General features: G+C 64.1%; 20 protein-coding genes. 19 read left to right on the top strand and 1 reads right to left on the bottom strand.

From position 1 onward, the window contains the following. The first annotated feature begins 90 nt into the window (after positions 1 to 90). The 15 genes from RFM52_RS15285 (at position 91) to RFM52_RS15210 (ending at position 13,814) form a co-directional block, all read left to right on the top strand. Complete coding sequence (locus RFM52_RS15285) at positions 91 to 1,134, top strand: enoyl-CoA hydratase/isomerase family protein (RefSeq protein WP_320297287.1); 1,044 nt, start codon at positions 91 to 93, stop codon at positions 1,132 to 1,134. After that, positions 1,131 to 1,553, top strand: coding sequence for a DUF6163 family protein (locus RFM52_RS15280; protein ID WP_320297286.1), 423 nt, complete (start codon positions 1,131 to 1,133; stop codon positions 1,551 to 1,553). Before RFM52_RS15285 ends, RFM52_RS15280 begins: the two co-directional genes overlap by 4 nt. A gap of 300 nt (positions 1,554 to 1,853) precedes the next feature. After that, entirely contained in the window at positions 1,854 to 2,369 is a 516-nt protein-coding gene (gene ldtR, locus RFM52_RS15275; protein ID WP_040983294.1) for a transcriptional regulator LdtR, read from the top strand. A gap of 407 nt (positions 2,370 to 2,776) precedes the next feature. Beyond that, a complete protein-coding gene (locus RFM52_RS15270) occupies positions 2,777 to 4,030 on the top strand; it encodes a L,D-transpeptidase family protein (protein ID WP_320297285.1) in 1,254 nt (417 codons plus the stop codon). A 280-nt stretch (positions 4,031 to 4,310) separates the two neighbouring features. Further along, complete coding sequence (locus tag RFM52_RS15265; RefSeq protein WP_320297284.1) at positions 4,311 to 5,951, top strand: Na+/H+ antiporter; 1,641 nt, start codon at positions 4,311 to 4,313, stop codon at positions 5,949 to 5,951. 125 nt (positions 5,952 to 6,076) lie between these two features. Then, complete coding sequence (glyA, locus tag RFM52_RS15260) at positions 6,077 to 7,390, top strand: serine hydroxymethyltransferase (RefSeq protein WP_320297283.1); 1,314 nt, start codon at positions 6,077 to 6,079, stop codon at positions 7,388 to 7,390. A 110-nt stretch (positions 7,391 to 7,500) separates the two neighbouring features. Continuing rightward, on the top strand, positions 7,501 to 8,088 hold the full coding sequence (locus RFM52_RS15255; RefSeq protein ID WP_430699280.1) for a hypothetical protein: 588 nt from the start codon (positions 7,501 to 7,503) through the stop codon (positions 8,086 to 8,088). 112 nt (positions 8,089 to 8,200) lie between these two features. Further along, positions 8,201 to 8,680 carry a transcriptional regulator NrdR gene (gene nrdR, locus RFM52_RS15250; RefSeq protein ID WP_320297281.1) on the top strand — a complete coding sequence of 160 codons (480 nt, stop codon included), beginning with the start codon at positions 8,201 to 8,203 and terminating at the stop codon, positions 8,678 to 8,680. A 2-nt stretch (positions 8,681 to 8,682) separates the two neighbouring features. Further along, a complete protein-coding gene (ribD, locus tag RFM52_RS15245; protein WP_320297280.1) occupies positions 8,683 to 9,810 on the top strand; it encodes a bifunctional diaminohydroxyphosphoribosylaminopyrimidine deaminase/5-amino-6-(5-phosphoribosylamino)uracil reductase RibD in 1,128 nt (375 codons plus the stop codon). Between the two features lie 61 nt (positions 9,811 to 9,871). After that, the gene (locus tag RFM52_RS15240) at positions 9,872 to 10,489 is read left to right on the top strand and encodes a riboflavin synthase (RefSeq protein ID WP_320297279.1); all 618 of its coding nucleotides are present in this window, start codon (positions 9,872 to 9,874) and stop codon (positions 10,487 to 10,489) included. Positions 10,490 to 10,548: 59 nt separating this feature from the next. After that, complete coding sequence (locus RFM52_RS15235) at positions 10,549 to 10,839, top strand: type II toxin-antitoxin system TacA family antitoxin (protein WP_320297278.1); 291 nt, start codon at positions 10,549 to 10,551, stop codon at positions 10,837 to 10,839. A 39-nt stretch (positions 10,840 to 10,878) separates the two neighbouring features. After that, the gene (locus tag RFM52_RS15230; RefSeq protein WP_430699278.1) at positions 10,879 to 11,355 is read left to right on the top strand and encodes a GNAT family N-acetyltransferase; all 477 of its coding nucleotides are present in this window, start codon (positions 10,879 to 10,881) and stop codon (positions 11,353 to 11,355) included. A gap of 256 nt (positions 11,356 to 11,611) precedes the next feature. Further along, the gene (gene ribH, locus RFM52_RS15220) at positions 11,612 to 12,106 is read left to right on the top strand and encodes a 6,7-dimethyl-8-ribityllumazine synthase (protein WP_320297276.1); all 495 of its coding nucleotides are present in this window, start codon (positions 11,612 to 11,614) and stop codon (positions 12,104 to 12,106) included. Continuing rightward, complete coding sequence (nusB, locus tag RFM52_RS15215; protein WP_320297275.1) at positions 12,103 to 12,597, top strand: transcription antitermination factor NusB; 495 nt, start codon at positions 12,103 to 12,105, stop codon at positions 12,595 to 12,597. Before ribH ends, nusB begins: the two co-directional genes overlap by 4 nt. Continuing rightward, entirely contained in the window at positions 12,594 to 13,814 is a 1,221-nt protein-coding gene (locus RFM52_RS15210) for an MFS transporter (protein WP_320297274.1), read from the top strand. The genes nusB and RFM52_RS15210 overlap by 4 nt, the downstream gene beginning before the upstream one ends. A 162-nt stretch (positions 13,815 to 13,976) precedes the next feature. Here RFM52_RS15210 and RFM52_RS15205 read toward each other — a convergent pair whose 3' ends face one another. After that, on the bottom strand, positions 13,977 to 14,549 hold the full coding sequence (locus RFM52_RS15205) for an NADPH-dependent FMN reductase (protein WP_320297273.1): 573 nt from the start codon (positions 14,547 to 14,549) through the stop codon (positions 13,977 to 13,979). A 239-nt stretch (positions 14,550 to 14,788) separates the two neighbouring features. Here RFM52_RS15205 and osmF point away from each other — a divergent pair, with 239 nt between their 5' ends. The 4 genes from osmF (at position 14,789) to RFM52_RS15185 (ending at position 18,764) form a co-directional block, all read left to right on the top strand. Continuing rightward, positions 14,789 to 15,700 (top strand): glycine betaine ABC transporter substrate-binding protein OsmF, encoded by a 912-nt coding sequence (gene osmF, locus RFM52_RS15200; protein ID WP_320297272.1) that lies wholly within the window; start codon positions 14,789 to 14,791, stop codon positions 15,698 to 15,700. 213 nt (positions 15,701 to 15,913) lie between these two features. Continuing rightward, entirely contained in the window at positions 15,914 to 17,080 is a 1,167-nt protein-coding gene (locus RFM52_RS15195; protein WP_320297271.1) for an ABC transporter permease, read from the top strand. Then, on the top strand, positions 17,077 to 18,018 hold the full coding sequence (locus tag RFM52_RS15190) for an ABC transporter ATP-binding protein (protein ID WP_320297270.1): 942 nt from the start codon (positions 17,077 to 17,079) through the stop codon (positions 18,016 to 18,018). The genes RFM52_RS15195 and RFM52_RS15190 overlap by 4 nt, the downstream gene beginning before the upstream one ends. Next, positions 18,015 to 18,764, top strand: coding sequence for an ABC transporter permease (locus RFM52_RS15185; protein ID WP_320297269.1), 750 nt, complete (start codon positions 18,015 to 18,017; stop codon positions 18,762 to 18,764). Before RFM52_RS15190 ends, RFM52_RS15185 begins: the two co-directional genes overlap by 4 nt. Positions 18,765 to 18,890: the final 126 nt, after the last annotated feature.

Below are 18,890 nucleotides of genomic sequence, written 5' to 3'. Positions count from 1 at the left end.
CAGCGCAAGGACCGCTGCCATTGACGCGTCCCCATGCCGCCTTTAGCACTTCTCTCCCCCGGCAGGGCGCAGAGAGGGATTCTCCTGGTGATGGATTTTGGCGGAGGCGACGAGATCCGCTTCGAGCGGCTGGGCAAAGCGGGCGTGGTCACCTTGACCCGGCCCAAGGCGCTCAACGCCGTCACGCACAACATGGTCAAGGCGCTCGGCAGGGCGCTCGACGCCTGGGAGCAGGATGCGGGCGTCGGCGTCGTCGTCGTCAAGGCCGAGGGCAGGGCGTTTTCCGCCGGCGGCGATATCCTGCACATCTATGAGGCCGGCCGGGCCGGCAGGCCGCCGGTCGACTTCTTCGCCGACGAGTACCGGCTCAACGCCCGCATCGCGCGCTTCAAGAAGCCCTATGTCGCGCTGATCGACGGCATCGTCATGGGCGGCGGCGTCGGCATCTCCTTCCATGGGTCGCATCGTGTGCTGACCGAAAACGCGCAATTCGCCATGCCCGAGGTCGGCATCGGCTTCTTCCCCGATGTCGGCGCCAGCCACTTGCTGCCGGATCTCGGCGGCTCTTTCGGCATGTATCTCGGGCTGACGGGAAATCGCATCCGCCATGGCGATGCGCTGTGGTCGGGGCTGGCCACCCACACGATCAAGGCCGAGGACCAGGCGGGCCTGCTCGACGAACTGGCGACAAGCGGCGACGCCAATGCGGAGATGCGCGATTTCTTCGTGCCGGCCAAACGCGAGACCGAGCGGCAGGACCTGGAAGCGATCGCGCGCCATTTTTCGCAGAGCTCGCTCGGCGGCGTCATCGACAGCCTGGAGCGGGCAGGGGCGGAGGATGCTTTTGCCGCAAAGACGCTGGCGACGCTGAAAACCCGCTCGCCGACCAGCCTCAACGTCGCCTGGCGCCAGATCAGTGCGGGATCGACGCTGTCGATGGACGAATGCATGAAGATGGAATTCCGCATCCTCAACCGCATGCTGGCCGGCCATGATTTCTATGAAGGCATCCGCGCCGCCATCATCGAGAAGGGCTCGACACCCGAATGGCGGCCGGCGGGCCTGGATGAGGTCAGTGCTGCCGACATCGACGCCTATTTCGCGCCGCTCGGGGATAAGGAACTCGCGCTGTGAGCGAGGTCACCTCCAGGCGCGTGGTGCTGCAGCCTTCGACCACCGAAGTCATCTTCGCCTGGTTCCAGCGCGTCATCGCCGGCTACTGCCTTTTGTTCGGCATCCTCTACTGGATCCGCCTGATCGGCATCTATCCGGGCGAGTTGTGGCGCTTCGACCTGATGCCGGTGCATTGGCAGGTGGCGGCGGCGACGCTTGCCGTCTTCTTCCCATTCGCCGCGGCGGGCCTGTGGATGCTGGCGTCCTGGGGGCCGGTGATCTGGTTCATCTGCGCGGTGACCGAGACGGTGATGTATGCCGGTTTCCCCGACCTCTTCGGCCACCGCATCCTGATCGTCGTCTCGCATGCCTGCGTGGCCTTGCTCTACATCGTCTTTCGCGTCACCATATGGCTGCAGAAGCGCCAGCTCCGCCAATGAGCATGATGCCGAAAAGTGTGAAGCGGTTTTCGGACGACATCATGCTCCACTCATAGAGCCGGCCGAAGACGGGCCTCCCGGGCCGATTTCCGAGCCCGGTTTCCCCCAAAATCCATTGGCTAAATCTTTAGGTTAATTGTTCTTGCTCGGGTGACCGATCGTTAAGCGTCTTCCGAAACCTCTTACCGGTAAGCTCTTGTTAGCCCTGGCGTTTAAGTCGAATTTTATGAGTATTCGATAGTGTCGCGATCAAGGTGAAAAACAAAAAATCACCAAGGCGACAAACGAGAGGCAAAGACAATGATCAATTCGCGTCCGGCGGCGAAGACCGCAAACGTATCCGACGATCGCCGCGAGGCTATCCGCTCGCTGTACATGGAATCGCTGCAGCTGGTGGAGCGCCTGCACCGCCGCCTGCTTGACGTGATCAAGGACGAGTTCGACCGCAACGGCCGTTCCGACATCAACGCCATCCAGGCGCTGCTGCTCTTCAACATCGGCAACTCCGAGCTGACCGCCGGCGAGCTGCGCTCGCGTGGCTATTATCTCGGCTCGAACGTCTCCTACAATTTGAAGAAGCTGGTCGATCTCGGCTTCATCAACCACCAGCGCTCGCGCATCGACCGCCGCTCGGTCCGCGTCTCGCTGACGCCGAAGGGCAACGAGGTGGCCGACGTCGTCGCCGGCCTCTACGAGCGCCATGTCGGCTCGATCGAGGCGGTCGGCGGCATCAACACCGACGAGTTCAAGCAGATGAACCGCGCCCTGCAGCGCCTGGACCGCTTCTGGAACGATACGATCGCCTATCGGATGTAAGAGCTACGAACTGGAACGGGAAGCCGCGCCGAAGAAGTGCGGCCCGGGGGAAAGAATAGGGAGGGGGCCGGTGCCGAAACGCGCCGGTCCTTTTCTTTTTTGCGAAGGCAGGCAACCGCGGAAAGCGCTGATGCAGAAAAGCATCGGTATTTTTTCCTTCATTGCGCCACCACAACCAAATCGCGGGCCAAGGCCACGTTGCCGCCATAATCGCGGGCAATGCGAAGTGTGGGTGATGCTGCGGGCCTATGCCCTGCGCTCCTTGGAACCTGGGTGGCGGCAGCGCGTTTCTGGCAGCCGGCGATGCGGGTCATGGTTGGCGAATTGTTAAGTTCGCCGCCCCTAGAGTGCGGACAAGCCGCCCTGCAAGCGAGTTGAGCGAGAGCGATAAAGCAAGAATGTCTGCCATGAGAACCAGCCGCCGTTTCTTCCTTACCGGAGCCTCCGCGCTCGCTGCTGCCATGGTCGCAGGCCATGCCAGCGCGCAGGACGTGGTCGGGGACATCCTGAAATCCTCGACGCGTGGCAATTGGGACGACCAGTTCGACGCCCGCGCCAGCGACACCAACAAGGTCGCCTCGACGCTGCCGATCTTCAGCCAGCAGACCGTCGCCTTCACCGAGCAGGCCGTGGCGCAGTACCAGAACATCGTCTCCCAGGGTGGCTGGGAGCAGGTGCCGGCGACCAAGAAATTGCAGCTCGGCGACGACGATCCGGATGTCGTGCCGCTGCGCAAGCGGCTGATGGTTTCGGGCGACCTGCCGCAGAGCGCCGGCATTTCAACGGCCTTCGATTCCTATGTCGACTCGGCGGTCAAGCGCTTCCAGCTGCGTCATGGCCTGCCGGCCGACGGCGCCATGGGCAAATACACCTATACGGCGATGAACGTCTCGGCGCAGATCCGGCTCGGCCAGTTGCAGACCAATCTGCAGCGCCTGAAGGAAAAGGCCGGCACGCTCGGCAGCCGTTACGTGCTGGTCGACATTCCCGGCGCCCAGATCGAAGCGGTCGAGAACGAACGCGTCGTGCTTCGCCATACCGCGATCGTCGGCAAGATCGACCGCCAGACGCCGATCGTGAATTCGAAGATCAACGAGATCATCGTCAATCCGTACTGGAACGCGCCGGTCTCGATCGTGCGCAAGGACATCATTCCGCTGATGCGGAAGGACCCGAACTACCTCAAGGAGAGCCACATCCGGCTGTTCGCGCCCGACGGCAGCGAGGTCGATCCGATGAACGTCGACTGGTCGACGGACGATGCCGCGAAATACCGTTTCCGCCAGGATCCGGGCAGCAACAACGCCATGGCCTCGGTCAAGATCAACTTCCCGAGCCCGGACGGCGTCTACATGCACGACACGCCGCAGCAGAGCCTGTTCGGCAAGCTGATGCGCTTCGATTCCTCCGGCTGCGTGCGCGTCCAGAACGTGCGCGACCTCGTCACCTGGATCCTGCGCGACACGCCCGGCTGGGATCGCCAGCATTTCGAGGCGGCGATCAAGACCGGCGAGAACACGCCGATCCAGGTCGTCAATCCGGTGCCGGTGCACTTCCTCTATCTGTCGGCCTGGTCGACGGGTCCGGGCGTCGTGCAGTTCCGCGACGACATTTACGGCCTCGACGGCGCCCAGGAACTGCAGATCAGCTCCGCGCAGTAAATATCTGATCTTGGATGCAAAAAGGCCGCTCTTGCAGCGGCCTTTTTTGTTGGATGAGGCGCTGTCGGCCGCGGGTAGAGCCGCGTCTGCAGATGGGTGGCGCCGAATCCTGCATCGTCGCGAGAACGCCACGCTTGCGTCTTCGTCGGTAGGCGGCGCATACGCCGCTTCGACATGCGTCATCAATCGTGGCCGGCGGACGGCATTGCTGGACGGCGCGCGTTCAATTGCGCATGGTCGGATCAGATCAGCTCGGCATTTGGGCAACCGGAATCGTGCCATGGACGTCGCCGTCTTCATTCTCGTCGTGCTCGCCTTCGTCACCGTTTCCGGCGCGTTGGTGCGGCTGGTGCGCGTGCCGCTTCCGGTGCTGCAGATCGCGATCGGCGCCGCCCTGGCATGGCCAGCGCGTGGCTTCCATCTCGAAATCGATCCGGAACTGTTCCTGCTGGTGTTCATTCCCCCGCTGCTGTTTGGCGATGCGTTCTCGGCGCCGAAGCGCGAGCTCATAGCGTTGCGCGGCCCGATCCTCGACCTCGCCATCGGGCTCGTCTTCTTCACCATCGTCGGCTTCGGCTACGCCTTGCACTGGCTGGTGCCGAGCATTCCGCTGGTGGTCGCCTTCGCTTTGGCCGCCGTGCTGTCGCCGACCGACGCGGTCGCCGTTTCCTCGATCGTCGACCGCAATGTCGTCCCGGTCCGGCTGATGCACATATTGGAGGGCGAGTCGCTGCTCAACGACGCCTCCGGTCTGGTGATGTTCCGCTTCACGGTCGCGGCAGCGCTGACCGGCAGCTTTTCGTTTGCCGCGGCATCCCTGAGCTTTGTCTTTGCCGTGGCAATAGGCATCCTCGCCGGTGTCGCGGCGCTGTTCATCGCCGCGAAGTCGTTGCAGATCCTTGGCCGTATCACCAGCACACCGGCCGAAGCGCAGGTGCTGGTCATGGTGCTGCTGCCCTTCGTCGCCTATCTGATCGCCGAGCATTTCGGCGCTTCGGGCATTCTGGCGGCGGTCACGGCCGGCCTGCTGACAGGATACTCCGGCATAGTCCGCCACATGGCGGTCTCGGCGCGCATCCAGACGATCTCGCTCTGGTCAATGCTGATCTTCATGTTCAACGGCTCGCTGTTCATCCTGCTTGGCCTGCAATTGCCCGACATCATCCGCAAGGTGCCACCGGAGCTGACGACCCGGCACTGGCTGTTCGAGCCGGCATTGACCGTGCTGTTGCTCACGCTCTGCCTGATCGCCTTGCGCTTCGTCTGGGTCTGGATCGGCGATATCGGCGCCGTGCTCGCCGCGCGGCTTGGCAAGCGCAAGGCTGAACCCTTTGGTTTTCGTGTCCGGCTCGCCGGTTCGATCGCCGGCGTGCGCGGCGCGGTGACGCTGGCCGGCATCCTCTCCCTGCCGCTTACCTTGCAGGACGGCTCGCCGTTCCCGGCCCGCGACCTCGTCATCTTCCTTGCCGCCGGCGTCATCATCTGCTCGCTGGCGATCGCCAGCCTTGCCCTGCCGACGGTGGCGCGGGGCCTCGTCGAACCCGGCGAGCATCCGGGTGCCGCGGAAGAGCGCCGGGCCCGCGTCAGCGCCGCCAACGCGGCCATCGCCAGGATCGAAAACCTCGCCAGCGACGGCAATGAAGGAGAGGCGGCGGACATGAAGCTCGCCATCGCCGAGAGCGTCGCATCCATCTACCGGCGGCGCATCTCGCTTTCCGACGGCGCCGACGAAGCCCGCGCCGAGGCCCGCGAAACCGGGCGGATCGAGCTGGAACTCAGGCTTGCCGGCATCGAGGCCGAGCGCGCGGAACTTCAGGCCATGTTCCGCCGCGGCGACATCAACGATCACACGGCGCGCAAGCTGTTCACCGAAATCACCTTCTCCGAAGCGACCCTCAAGGGGCGCCTACCGCGGGATTAGTGCCGGTCGGCCAGTCTTGGCGCAAACCGGCCAGCAAATTTCGCGCCGCAAACGTGGCGGCCCCAAAACAACTGTGTTAATGCGCGGCGACCTCGCAGACCTCCGGCCCCAAGGGAAAGCAAGCCATGTCAAATGCAGCGGCAGCCTCCAGCAAATTCGAATCCTTCTTCGAGACCACGCTTGCCGACGCCGATCCGGAAATCTTCGGCGCCATTCGCAACGAGCTCGGTCGCCAGCGCCATGAGATCGAGCTGATCGCGTCGGAGAACATCGTGTCGCGTGCGGTGCTCGAAGCGCAGGGCTCGATCATGACCAACAAATACGCCGAGGGCTATCCGGGCAAGCGCTACTATGGCGGCTGCCAGTTCGTCGACGTGGCCGAGGAACTGGCCATCGACCGCGCGAAGAAGCTCTTTGGTTGCAACTTCGCCAACGTCCAGCCGAATTCGGGCAGCCAGATGAATCAGGCCGTGTTCCTGGCGCTGCTGCAGCCTGGCGACACCTTCATGGGCCTCGACCTGAATTCGGGCGGCCATCTTACGCACGGCTCGCCGGTCAACATGAGCGGCAAGTGGTTCAAGGTCGTCTCCTACGGCGTGCGCAAGGACGATCACCTGCTCGACATGGATGCGATCGAGAAGACCGCGCATGAGACGAAGCCGAAGCTGATTCTCGCCGGCGGCACCGCCTATTCGCGCATCTGGGACTGGAAGCGCTTCCGCGAGATCGCCGATTCGATCGGCGCCTATCTGATGGTCGACATGGCGCATATCGCCGGCCTCGTCGCTGGCGGCATGCATCCGTCGCCGTTGCCTTATGCCCATGTCGTGACCACGACGACCCACAAGTCGCTGCGCGGCCCGCGTGGCGGCATGATCCTGTGCAACGACGAGGAAATCGCCAAGAAGATGAACTCGGCGGTGTTCCCGGGTCTGCAGGGCGGCCCGCTGATGCATGTCATCGCCGCCAAGGCGGTGGCGCTCGGCGAGGCGCTGAAGCCGAGCTTCAAGGCCTATGCCGAAAGCATCGTCGCCAACGCCAAGGCGCTGGCCTCCAGCCTCCAGGAGACCGGCCTGGATATCGTCTCCGGCGGCACCGACAACCATTTGATGCTGGTCGATCTTCGTCCGAAGAACGCCACCGGCAAGCGCGCGGAAGCCGCGCTCGGCCGCGCCAACATCACCTGCAACAAGAACGGCATCCCGTTCGATCCGGAAAAGCCGTTCGTGACGTCGGGCGTGCGCCTCGGCACGCCGGCCGGTACCACGCGCGGTTTCGGTCAGGCTGAATTCCGCGAGATCGGCAAGCTGATCGCCGAGGTGCTGGACGGGTTGAAGGTGGCGAATTCCGACGAAGGCAATGCGGCGGTCGAGGCCGCCGTCAAGGCCAAGGTCACGGCGCTTACCGATCGTTTCCCGCTCTACCCCTATCTCGGCTGATCCACGCTCGGTTGCCCTCCGTCGGTTGACCGCGCGACATACGTCATCTTTTATCCCTGCGCTTCGCGCCGCTCCTTGATCGGGGGCGCGGCCTACCGGAGACTTTGATGATGCGCACTTTCCGTCTTGCCATCCTGGCCCTGTCCGGCTCGCTGGCCGTTTTCGCCCTGTCCGGCGCGGTTGCGCAGGAGCAGCAGCCCAGCTCCGACATGCCGGCCACCAATATCTTTGGCAAGTGGACCACCATCATCGATACGCTCGATACCGGGCAGGATGCGCACAAGACTTGCGCCGCCTCGACCGCATTCGTCGACGGCGACGGCAATGCCGGATCCTTGACGATGTCGATCTCCACCGGCGACGCGCTGCCGCCGGATGCGTATCCGGCCATCATGTTCATCGTCGACAACAAGACGTTGCCGACCGGCAACAAGATCGCCGCGACCTTCGGCGATCCTGGCGTGAAGGTAACGGCGACCGTAACCTCCAACGCCGCCGCCGGCGGTCGCCCCAGCTGGATGGTGGACAACCAAGCCAAGACCAGCCTTGCCTTGCTGCGGGCCATGCGCAAGGTCACCTCGCTCGATGTCACCTTCGGCAAGCAGGCCGTCGCCAGCATCCCGATGGATGGCTTCACCAAGGCCTATCGCAATCTCGGTACATCCTGCGGTTTTTCGACCAAAGACGTGGCGCCCTGAGCCTGCTGACGGTCGGGACAGGGCGCTGGCAATCTTGCTCGCGCATCGCTATCTCTGAGGCATAAAAGGCTCTAAGCCTTTCGCCCACAGAATCGCGAACCCAAGGCTCTCCATGCGCTGTCCCTATTGCCAGTCCGAAGATACGCAGGTGAAGGATTCGCGTCCAGCCGAGGATGGCGCGGCGATCCGCAGGCGGCGGGTGTGTCCTGATTGCGGCGGCCGCTTCACGACCTTCGAGCGCGTCCAACTGCGCGACCTCGTCGTCATCAAGAAATCCGGCCGCAAGGTGCCTTTCGACCGCGACAAGCTGCTGCGCTCCGTCGAGATCGCCGTGCGCAAGCGCAACGTCGACCCCGAGCGCATCGACCGCGCCGTCACCGGTATCGTGCGCCAGCTTGAAAGCTCCGGCGAAACCGAGGTTGCTTCGGGCGAGGTCGGCCGGCTGGTCATGGAGGCCCTGAAATCGCTGGATGACGTGGCCTATGTCCGCTTCGCCTCGGTCTATCGCAATTTCCGCGAAGCCAGGGATTTTCACGAGCTGCTGGGCGAGCTGAAGGGCGACGAGGAAAAAACTGAAGAGGAAGCCGGCTGATCATGGCGGGACAGCGACTGGACGAGGCCGCGCAGGCGGCCCTTGACCGCCGTTTCATGGCCGCGGCCATCAGGCTGTCGCGCCGCAATGCCGGTCGTACCTCGACCAACCCTTCCGTCGGCACCATCATCGTGCGCGACGACGGCGCCGGGCCGATGATCGTCGGCACCGGAGTGACGGCTGTCGGTGGCCGCCCGCATGCCGAGACCGAGGCACTGGCCGAGGCCGGCGAGTTGGCCCGTGGCGCAACCGCCTATGTCACGCTGGAGCCTTGCGCCCATCACGGCCGCACCCCGCCCTGCGCCAACGCGCTGGTCAATGCCGGCATAGCGCGCGTCGTCGGCGCCGCGAGCGATCCAGATCCGCGCGTCTCCGGCCAAGGCTACGCCATCCTGCGCGCCGCAGGTGTCGAGGTGGTGGAGAAGGTATTGGCCGCCGAGGCCGCAGAGCAGATGGCCGGTTATCTGACTCGTTCTCTGAAGAAGCGCCCGGAAGTAACTCTGAAGCTTGCGCTTTCGAGCGACGGCAAGATCGGCCGTAAGGGCGCGGGCCAGGTCGCCATCACCGGCGAGGTCGCGCGGCGCGATGTCTATCTGATGCGCGCCGAGGCCGACGCCATCCTGGTCGGCATCGGCACCGCGCTTGAGGACGACCCGGCGCTGACCGTGCGTCTGCCCGGGCTGGAGAACCGCTCGCCGGCGCGCATCGTTCTCGATCGGCAGATCCGGCTGCCGGAGACCTCCAAGCTGGTATCCGGCGTCGACCGCGTGCCGCTCTATATCGCCTCGTGCCTGGAGGCCGATGCGCATCGACGCGCGGCGCTCGAACGCGCGGGCGTGCGCTTCATCGGCACTGAAACCCATGACGGCGTCGTCGCCTTGCCGGAACTGCTCGAGGACCTTGCCGCGCTCGGCATGGCAAGCGTTTTGGTCGAGGGTGGCGCTCAAGTCGCCAAGGCATTCCTTGACGAAGATTTGGTCGACCGCATCGTGCTGTTCCAGGGACCGGACGCGATCGGGAAGGACGGCATTGCGTCGCCGATCGACGCCGACCATATCCCGACAGGTTTTCGCAAGCTGCGCGAGATGCGGTTTGGCGAAGACAGCTATGCCGAGTGGGTGAGACCATGATCCCAAAAAGTGGGAACCGGTTTTTGGATCAGATCATGGTCAAAACGAAAGACACTCTCTGATGTTTACTGGAATTGTGACTGACGTTGGCACCGTTGCGAGCGTGAAGCCGCTCGCCGAGGGCGTCGGCCTGCGCATCGATACCGCCTACGATCCCGAGACCATCGCCATCGGCGCCTCGATTTCTTGCGGCGGCGTCTGCCTGACTGTTACCGCTTTGCCTGAGCATGGCTCCAACGCGCGCTGGTTCGAGGTCGAGGCCTGGGAGGAAGCGCTCAGGCTGACCACCGCATCGAGTTGGAGATCCGGCACCAGGATCAATCTCGAACGGGCGCTGAAGATCGGCGACGAGCTCGGCGGCCACATCGTCTCCGGCCATGTCGACGGCACCGCCGAGATCGTCGAACGCAAGGAGGAGGGCGATGCCGTGCGCTTCACGCTGGAAGCGCCGCGCCATCTGGCGAAGTTCATCGCGCCGAAAGGTTCGGTAGCGCTCGACGGCACCTCGCTCACCGTCAACAAGGTCGAGGGCACCCGCTTCGACGTGCTTCTGATCCATCACTCGCTGAGCGTCACCACCTGGGGCGAGCGTCAGGCCGGCGACCGCGTCAACATCGAGATCGACACCATGGCCCGCTATGCCGCGCGCCTGGCCGAGGCCGCGAAAGAGGGGCTTTGAGGCGCCAGCCTTGAAATTCCCGGCCATTGGCCGTACATTGCTGCGCCAGGAGAGCGACAATGACGGCACACCCACCACGCCGCGTTCGTGGCGAGCGTCTGGAAACACGCGTCACGGCCGACCAGAAGAGCCTTATCGAGCATGCTGCGGCGCTACAGGGCCGCACCGTGACGGATTTTGTGCTGACCAGTCTCCAGGAAGCTGCCCGCCGCGCAATCGAGGAGCACAAGCGCCTGGAGCTATCTGTCCGCGACAGCCGGGCCTTCGTGGACGCTCTCATCAATCCGAAACCAGTGAACGATCGCCTGCGCGATACAGTACGTCGTTATCGCCAAGCTACTGGCATCTGAGGGGTGACGGGCTCAACCGAGGTCTCTGTACGAGTTGAGGTGCTCGGTCCGCAGCACGTCAGAAGCGCATTCGAAAGTGGCGTAGAACCGCTCGATCGATATCTTCGGCTGCAGGCCGGGCAAGACGCCCGCAAGAACATTGCGGCGCCGTTCGTGCTGGTCATGCCGGATGGAGCTATCGCCGGCTACTACACGCTCTCGTCCACTGCGGTGAATGTCGGCGAATGGCCTGCCGAGACCGTACGCAAGCTGCCGCGCTATCCTTTCGTTCCCGCGACGCTACTCGGACGCCTGGCCGTCGATCGACGGCAACAGGGTAGGGGTTACGGCCGATACCTCCTGGCCGATGCATTGCACCGGTCTCTCCGTAGTGAAATCGCCTCGTTCGCGGTCATTGTCGACGCAAAGGACGAGAACGCGCGGCGCTTCTACGAACGGGAGAGTTTCTTGCCATTTCCGGATCAACCGATGAAGCTGTTTCGACCAATGGCCGATATCGCGGGATTGTTCAGATGAAAAAGGGGGCTCCAACGGAGAGTGATAATTCCGAGTTCAAGGAACGGCTGACACGCGAAGCAATGGCCGATGTGGACGCAGGCCGTGTGGTAGACCACCGAGCCGTTCTTGCCTGGGCTGAAAGCCTGGGGTACCGGCTGTCCGCTCCCGCCGCCTCGGATAAAGATGCGATAGACCAAGCGGCACCCGGACCAATCTTCCGCTTGCGATAAACCCGGCTTCGGCCTAAGTCACCGGCAACCCCCCGGAGACTTTTATGGCTGGAACATCCCAACACGGCAAAGCGTTCATTCGCCCAAAGGCGAAGGCGCATCTGCTCATTGTCGAAGCGCGCTTTCATGACGACCTCGCCGACGCCCTGCTCGAAGGCGCGACCGGCGCGCTCGACGAGGCCGGCGCTACCTATGACGTCGTCACGGTTCCCGGCTCGCTCGAAATACCGGCGGTCATCACCTTCGCGCTCGACGGCGCCGCCGAAGGCGGCACACACTACGACGGTTTTGTCGCGCTCGGCACCATCGTCCGCGGCGACACCTATCACTTCGACATCGTCGCCAATGAATCGAGCCGCGCGCTGATGGATCTGTCGGTGCAGGAGGCGATTGCGGTCGGCAATGGTATCCTGACCACAGAGAACGATGCGCAGGCATGGGCGCGCGCGCGCAAAACGGAAGGCGACAAGGGCGGCTTCGCCGCCCGCGCGGCGCTGACCATGATCGCGCTCAAAGAGAAATTCGGAGCCCAATCGTGAGCGATCCCGCCTCGACCGGTGCGGTGCGCCACGCCAACAAGCGCGGTGCCGCCCGTCTTGCCGCCGTCCAGGCGCTCTACCAGATGGATGTGGCCGGCGTCGGCGTTTTCGAGATCACGGCCGAATACGAGGCCTTCCGCCTCGGCAAGGAAGTCGATGGCGCGCTCTATCGCGAGGCCGACGCGCAATGGTTCCGCGCCATCCTGACAGGCGTCGTCGAGAACCAGAAGACCATCGATCCCGTCATCCGCCAGGCGCTGACCGAGGACTGGCCGCTGTCGCGGCTTGATTCGACGCTGCGCGCCATCCTGCGCGCCGGCGTCTATGAATTAATGAAGCGCGAGGACGTGCCGGTGGCCGTGATCGTCTCCGAATATGTCGACATCGCAAAGGCCTTTTACGAGGAAGACGAGCCGAAGCTGGTGAACGCCGTCCTTGATCGTGTCTCGCGCCGGGTTCGCGGCGAGGGGCGTGGCAAGGACGCTTCGTGACGACCGCAACGGCCGCGGTCGCCGAGACCGGCAGGGAAGGGCGCCGCACCGCGGTGCTGCTTGCCGCCGCGCAGGCGATCGTCGGGTCGGCCGCGCCAATCGCCATTTCGCTCGGCGCGCTTGCCGGGCAATATCTGCTTGGTCCCGACAAGTCGCTCGCCACCGCGCCGGTCACCGGGTTCAACATCGGCGTGGCGCTTGGCGCCTTGCCGGCCGCCGCCCTCATCCGCAACCTCGGCCATCGCGGCGGCTTCATGACCGGCACGATCGTCACCGCGCTTGGCGGCCTGATCGCGACGCTCGCGCTCTATCAGTCGAGCTTCTGGCTGTTCGCCTTCGGCCTCTGCGTCATCGGTATCGGCGGCGCCTTCGTCCAGCAGTTCCGCTTCGCCGCCGCCGACAACGCGCCACCCGAATTCAAGGCGCGCGCCATCTCCTTCGTGCTGGCAGGCGGCATCATCACCGCCATCCTCGGGCCGCAGATCGTCATCTACACGCGCGAATTGCTGGCCCCGGTGATGTTTGCCGGGTCCTTCGCCTCGATCCTGCCCCTGGCGGCGGCCGGCGCGCTCATCTTGTCGTTCCTACGGGTTTCGTCCCGCACGGACACTGTCACTGAAACCGCCGCAAGCGATGCCCGCCCGCTGATTGAAATCGTCACCCAGCCGCGTTTCGTCGCCGCATTGTTCTGCACCGTCGGCAGCTACGCGCTGATGAGCTTCGTCATGACCGGCGCGCCGCTCGCCATGGTCGGCTGCGGCCTGTCGGAAGACAATGCGACGCTCGGCATTTCCTGGCACGTCATGGCAATGTTCGGGCCGAGCTTCTTCACCGGTTCGCTGATCCATCGCTTCGGCGCCGAACGCATCGTCGCCACCGGCCTTATCCTGCTGATCGGCTGCGGCGTCGTGGCGCTTTCCGGACTGGCGCTGTGGCAGTTCTGGACGGCGCTGATCCTGCTCGGGCTCGGCTGGAACTTCGGTTTCATCGGCGCCACGGCGATGGTCGCCGCCAGCTACCGGCCTTCGGAGAAGAGCAAGGTCCAGGGCTTTCATGATTTTGTCTTGTTCGGCTCCGTCGCCTTCTCCTCGCTGATGTCGGGCGCGATCTACAATGCCTGGGGCTGGACCATGCTGAACTGGATCGTGTTCCCGGTCGTCCTGCTTTGTTTTGTCGCGCTCGGCACATTGAAGATGGTGGGCGCCCCCAAACTTTGAAGAAGGCGCCGGATCAGTTCTTCCAGCCCGCTCGCACAGCCTGCCCTAATGCATGTCGCCCAGAAGTGCCCAGCGGTTCTGGGACAACGACTTGCATCCAAACAAGGACTTGAAGCGCGTCGCCTGAATCCGTTTCAGCGAGACGCGCTTAGACAGCCAGCGTCATGCATCCGGCGGGAGCACCTGCAGGACCCGCGCGATGAACATGTGGAATTCGTCCATGTAGTTGCGCAGGAATGTTTCGGTCGACTCCACCGTCACCTCGCCATCGTCGGTGATCAATCCCGGGGTAAACTGAATGTAGGCTTCGGGAGAGTTCATCTGGGGTGCGTTGCAGAAGCTCAAGACGCTGCGCAGGCTCTGCTGGGCGACCGCGGTTGCGATCGCGCCGGGTGAGGTTCCGATGACCGCAGACGGTTTACGGGCAAAGGAGTTTTTGCCGTAAGGGCGGCTGGCCCAGTCGATCGCATTCTTCAGGCCGCCCGGGATCGAGCGGTTGTATTCCGGCGTGACGAAAAGCACCGCCTGGACGGACGCGATGGCTTTCTTGAACTCCAGGGCGACCCGAGGAAAGTTGGCATCGTAATCGTAGCTGTAGAGCGGCAGGTCCTTGAAGGAGATCTCCGTCATTTCAAGTTCCGGAGGCGCCAGTTTCACGAGGGCCTTCGCGAGCTTGCGGTTGATGGAGCCCTTGGCGAGGCTGCCGATGAGGTAGCCGACTTTGTGCTTGGCCATGACATACTCCCGTGTTGGCCGCCGACCCCGCCGCTCCTAATATTCCCCAGAACAGGGGAAGTCGCCAGCCGACCTTAGGTCGGCATTGCGTTATGTCGGGTGGGGTAAGGCTTAACCCCGGCCGAACAAAATTATTGCGCGTGTCCCCCTAGTTATGAAACCGTATGCCCCGACTGGCCGTTAAAGCCGTGCTCATATGCGGCCACCGATCGATCGGTTCATAGCAAGGGATTTTCACAATGTTTTCAATCAGAAAGCTCGCTTTCGCGGCGATAGCGCTCGGCATCGCGACGGCTTCGGCGGATGCCCAGGTGGTGGTGTCCTCGAAGATCGATACCGAAGGCGGGGTGCTGGGCAACATCATCCAGCTCGTTCTCAATGCCAACAACATCAAGACGACGGACCGCATCCAGCTCGGCGCGACGCCGGTCGTGCGCAAGGCGATCACCGCCGGCGAGATCGACATCTATCCCGAATACACCGGCAATGCCGCCTTCTTCTTCCAGAAGGCCGACGATCCGGTCTGGAAGGATGCCGCCAAGGCCTACGAAACCGCCAAGAAGCTCGACTACGATGCCAACAAGATCGTCTGGCTGTCGCCGTCGCCGGCCAACAACACCTGGGCGATAGCGCTGCGCAAGGAAGTGACCGACCAGAACAAGCTCGTGACCTTGACGGATTTCGGAAAATACGTTGCGGGCGGCGGCAAGGTGGTGCTCGCCGCTTCCGCCGAGTTCGTCAATTCGGCGGCGGCACTTCCGGCCTTCCAGACGACATACGGCTTCACGCTGAAGCCCGACCAGCTGATCACGCTCTCCGGCGGCGACACCGCGGCGACCATCGCAGCCGCCGCCAACCAGACCAACGGCGCCAACGCCGCCATGGTCTATGGCACCGATGGCGGCATCCAGCCTTCCGGCCTCGTCGTGCTCGAGGACGACAAGGGCGTGCAGCCCGTCTATCAGCCCGCGCCGATCATCCGCGAAGAGGTCCTGAAGCAGCATCCCGAAATCGAGGCGCTGCTGAAGCCGGTCTTCGCCAAGCTCGATCTCGTCACGCTGCAGGAGCTCAATGGCCGCGTGCAATTGGGCGGCGAACCCGCGAAGGGCGTGGCGGAGGATTTCCTCAAGAAGAACGGGTTTTTGAAGTAACAAGTTTGGCCTGAAGCGCGCGAAGTCGGTGCGAGGCACCCCCCTCTGTCCTGCCGGACATCTCCCCCTCAAGGGGGGAGATCGCCGGCTGCTGCCTCCCGCTTTCTTCTCAACCCCAGGTGATTGGCGAAAACTTTCGCGACATCTGATCTCCCCCCTGGAGGGGGAGATGGCCGGCAGGCCAGAGAGGGGCGCTTCGCGCAACCCCTCCTCATGAACCTCCGCTTCGACAAGCTCGGCGTCGTGATCACCGCGATCGTCGCCTACGCCGCCTTGGCGGCCCCCTTTGCCACGTTCCGTGCCAACCGCATCGTGCCGGGGCAGGCGCGTTCGATCCTCGAGGCGCTGCCGCCCGCGCTAGGCATGCTGCTGCTGGCGATAGTGATCGCCGCCGCCATCGTCGCCTTGCTCAGGACCCCGCTGGTGCTCAGGCTGGCGGCCAGCGTTGTCGCGCTTGTCGCGATCACGATCCTTATTGGCGTTGCCGGCGGTTTCCTGACACCCGCCGGCAACACTTTTGCCCGCGTCGCCCCAGCTTCGGGTTTCTGGCTGCTGGTCTTTGCTTTCGCCTTGCTGTTGGCCGACGTGCTGACCAGGCTGAACCTGTCGCCCTGGGCGCGCGTCAGCGTGCTGGTGCTTGCCGCTTTGGCCATCGCAGCGCTGCTCGTCTCGGGAAGCTGGGACAGCCTCTCCATTCTCAAGGAATACGCCAGCCGCGCCGACAGTTTCTGGACGGAAGCCTCCAAGCACGTCACGCTGGCGCTCGGCTCGCTCGCTGGCGCGGTGATCGTCGGCATACCGCTCGGTATCCTTTGCCATCGCGTCGACAAACTGCGGGCGGGGGTGCTCAATGTGCTCAACATCATCCAGACCATTCCCTCGATCGCGCTTTTCGGCCTGCTGATCGCGCCGCTCGGCTGGGTTGCCGTCCACGTGCCGGGCGCCGCCGCGATCGGCATCAGGGGCATCGGCACCGCGCCGGCTTTTGTCGCCCTTTTCCTCTATTCGCTGCTGCCGGTGGTGGCCAACACCGTGGTCGGCCTCGCCGGTGTGCCTCGCGCCGCCAATGACGCCGCGCGCGGCATGGGCATGACCGATCGCCAGCGCCTGTTCGATGTCGAATTTCCGCTCGCCTTTCCGGTGATCCTGACCGGCATCCGCATCGTGCTGGTGCAGAATATCGGCCTTGCCACAATTGCCGCGCTGATCGGCGGCGGCGGCTTCGGCGTGTTCGTTTTCCAGGGCGTCGGCCAGACGGCGATGGATCTGGTGCTGCTCGGCGCGCTGCCCACCGTGGCGCTGGCCTTTGCGGCGGCCATCATCCTTGATGCGGTGATCGAGATGACCGCCACCAAGCGCAGGGTAGTTGAAACGGCATGATCGAGATCGAAGGCATCACCAAGCGCTATGACGAGACGACGGTGGTCGACAATGTTTCGATGGTCATCGAACCGCGCACCATCGCAACCATCGTCGGCACGTCGGGGTCCGGCAAGACGACGCTGCTCAGGATGATCAACCGGTTGGTCGAACCGACCTCCGGCGTCATCAAGCTCGACGGCGCCGACAACCGCTCGGTGCCCGGCTACCAACTGCGCCGGAGCATCGGCTACGCCATCCAGGGTCACGGCCTGTTTCCGCATCGCACGGTGGCGCAGAACATCGCCACCGTGCCGCTGCTGCTCGGCTGGGACAGGGACCGCATCAAGGCCCGCGTCGACGAGTTGATGACGCTTTACCAGCTCGACCCGCAGGCCTATGGCCCGCGCTATCCGCACGAGCTTTCCGGCGGCCAGCAGCAGCGCGTCGGCGTCGCCCGCGCTTTGGCCGCCGAGCCCAACGTGCTTTTGATGGACGAACCCTTCGGCGCGCTGGATCCGATCATCCGCACCAAGGCGCAGGAGGATCTGCTGGCGATCCAGAAGCGTTTCGGCACCACCATCATCCTCGTCACTCACGACATGGAAGAGGCCGTGCATCTGGGCGATAAGATCGCCGTCATGGATGCCGGCAAGCTGGTGCAATACGCCAAGCCGGCTGAAATCCTGGCGAGGCCGGCAAGCGACTTCGTCGAGGAATTGGTCGGCGCCAGCGAAAGGCCGTTCCGGCTGCTGTCGCTTGGTGCCGTGCGCGATGCCGTGGAGCCGGGCGGCGCCGAGGGCGAGGCTATCCCAGGCGAGGCCACGCAGCGCGATGCGCTGGCCGAACTGTTGTGGTCGGGCCGCCCTGCGCTGCCGGTGAAGGCCGCCGCCGACGGCAAGCTCATTGGCCGCGTCACCGTCGAAGGCCTGGTGAAGCGCGCGGCGAGGCCGCAATGAAGGCCTGGCTGCCCGCGCTGCTGAGGCTGGCCGTTCTGGTGCTGCTGGTGGTCTTCATCACCAACCCTGGCTGGTTCGAGCCATTGCTGAAGCCGCTGACCGAGAATGGCGCGCCGGCAATCTACAACCAGGGCAGTCTGCTGACGCTGACCTTGCAGCACCTGCGCACCGTGCTGATCGCGACGGTCGCCGCGACGATCGTCGCGGTGGCGCTGGCCATCCTGGTCACCAGGCCGGCCGGCGCCGAGTTCCTGCCCCTGTCGCGCAGCCTGGTCAATATCGGCCAGACTTTCCCGCCGGTTGCCGTGCTGGCGCTTGCCGTGCCGGCCGTCGGCTTCGGCGAAAAGCCGACGCTGATCGCGCTCTTCCTCTACGGCCTGCTGCCGATCTTCGAGAACGCGCTGACGGCGCTCACCACGCTGCCCGGCAACGTGATGGAAGCGGCACGCGGCGCCGGCATGACCGGCTGGCAAAGGTTGATGAAGGTCGAGCTGCCGCTGAGCGCACCGGTGATCCTCGGCGGCATCCGGCTCTCCGTGGTCATCAGCCTCGCCACCGCGACCATCGGCTCTACGGTCGCGGCCAAGACGCTTGGCGAGGTGATCATCGCCGGCCTGATCTCGAACAACCTTGCCTTCGTCCTGCAGGGCGGTCTGATCGTCGCCGCGCTTGCGGTGCTGATCTATGACGGCCTGTCGGCGATCGAACGATACGCAGCCCGGCGGATGGGGCAGGGGGAGGAATAACGCTGCGTCTGCGGATTGGGCGAGAGTACCCTAGCGTCATTTCAATCGATCTAATTCCAGGCTCGCGCTGGCACAACGATTCGTGCCTTCTTCTTTTGGGCGAAAGCCGGGCAAAAACCGAACAAT

The sequence above is a fragment of the Mesorhizobium humile genome, assembly GCF_033977215.1.
Classification (GTDB): domain Bacteria; phylum Pseudomonadota; class Alphaproteobacteria; order Rhizobiales; family Rhizobiaceae; genus Mesorhizobium; species Mesorhizobium humile.
This window is presented reverse-complemented; position numbering and strand designations above follow the sequence as displayed.

What these genes read in the sequence shown, in the direction of transcription:
- ldtR (WP_040983294.1), top strand. Translation starts at nt 1,854, where the DNA reads ATGATCAATTCGCGTCCGGCGGCGAAGACCGCAAACGTATCCGACGAT.
- ribD (WP_320297280.1), top strand. Translation starts at nt 8,683, where the DNA reads ATGGCGGGACAGCGACTGGACGAGGCCGCGCAGGCGGCCCTTGACCGC.
- RFM52_RS15240 (WP_320297279.1), top strand. Translation starts at nt 9,872, where the DNA reads ATGTTTACTGGAATTGTGACTGACGTTGGCACCGTTGCGAGCGTGAAG.
- osmF (WP_320297272.1), top strand. Translation starts at nt 14,789, where the DNA reads ATGTTTTCAATCAGAAAGCTCGCTTTCGCGGCGATAGCGCTCGGCATC.
- RFM52_RS15255 (WP_430699280.1), top strand. Translation starts at nt 7,501, where the DNA reads ATGCGCACTTTCCGTCTTGCCATCCTGGCCCTGTCCGGCTCGCTGGCC.
- glyA (WP_320297283.1), top strand. Translation starts at nt 6,077, where the DNA reads ATGTCAAATGCAGCGGCAGCCTCCAGCAAATTCGAATCCTTCTTCGAG.
- ribH (WP_320297276.1), top strand. Translation starts at nt 11,612, where the DNA reads ATGGCTGGAACATCCCAACACGGCAAAGCGTTCATTCGCCCAAAGGCG.
- RFM52_RS15185 (WP_320297269.1), top strand. Translation starts at nt 18,015, where the DNA reads ATGAAGGCCTGGCTGCCCGCGCTGCTGAGGCTGGCCGTTCTGGTGCTG.
- RFM52_RS15205 (WP_320297273.1), bottom strand. Translation starts at nt 14,549, where the DNA reads ATGGCCAAGCACAAAGTCGGCTACCTCATCGGCAGCCTCGCCAAGGGC.
- RFM52_RS15190 (WP_320297270.1), top strand. Translation starts at nt 17,077, where the DNA reads ATGATCGAGATCGAAGGCATCACCAAGCGCTATGACGAGACGACGGTG.
- RFM52_RS15270 (WP_320297285.1), top strand. Translation starts at nt 2,777, where the DNA reads ATGAGAACCAGCCGCCGTTTCTTCCTTACCGGAGCCTCCGCGCTCGCT.
- nrdR (WP_320297281.1), top strand. Translation starts at nt 8,201, where the DNA reads ATGCGCTGTCCCTATTGCCAGTCCGAAGATACGCAGGTGAAGGATTCG.
- RFM52_RS15265 (WP_320297284.1), top strand. Translation starts at nt 4,311, where the DNA reads ATGGACGTCGCCGTCTTCATTCTCGTCGTGCTCGCCTTCGTCACCGTT.
- RFM52_RS15235 (WP_320297278.1), top strand. Translation starts at nt 10,549, where the DNA reads ATGACGGCACACCCACCACGCCGCGTTCGTGGCGAGCGTCTGGAAACA.
- RFM52_RS15285 (WP_320297287.1), top strand. Translation starts at nt 91, where the DNA reads ATGGATTTTGGCGGAGGCGACGAGATCCGCTTCGAGCGGCTGGGCAAA.
- RFM52_RS15195 (WP_320297271.1), top strand. Translation starts at nt 15,914, where the DNA reads ATGAACCTCCGCTTCGACAAGCTCGGCGTCGTGATCACCGCGATCGTC.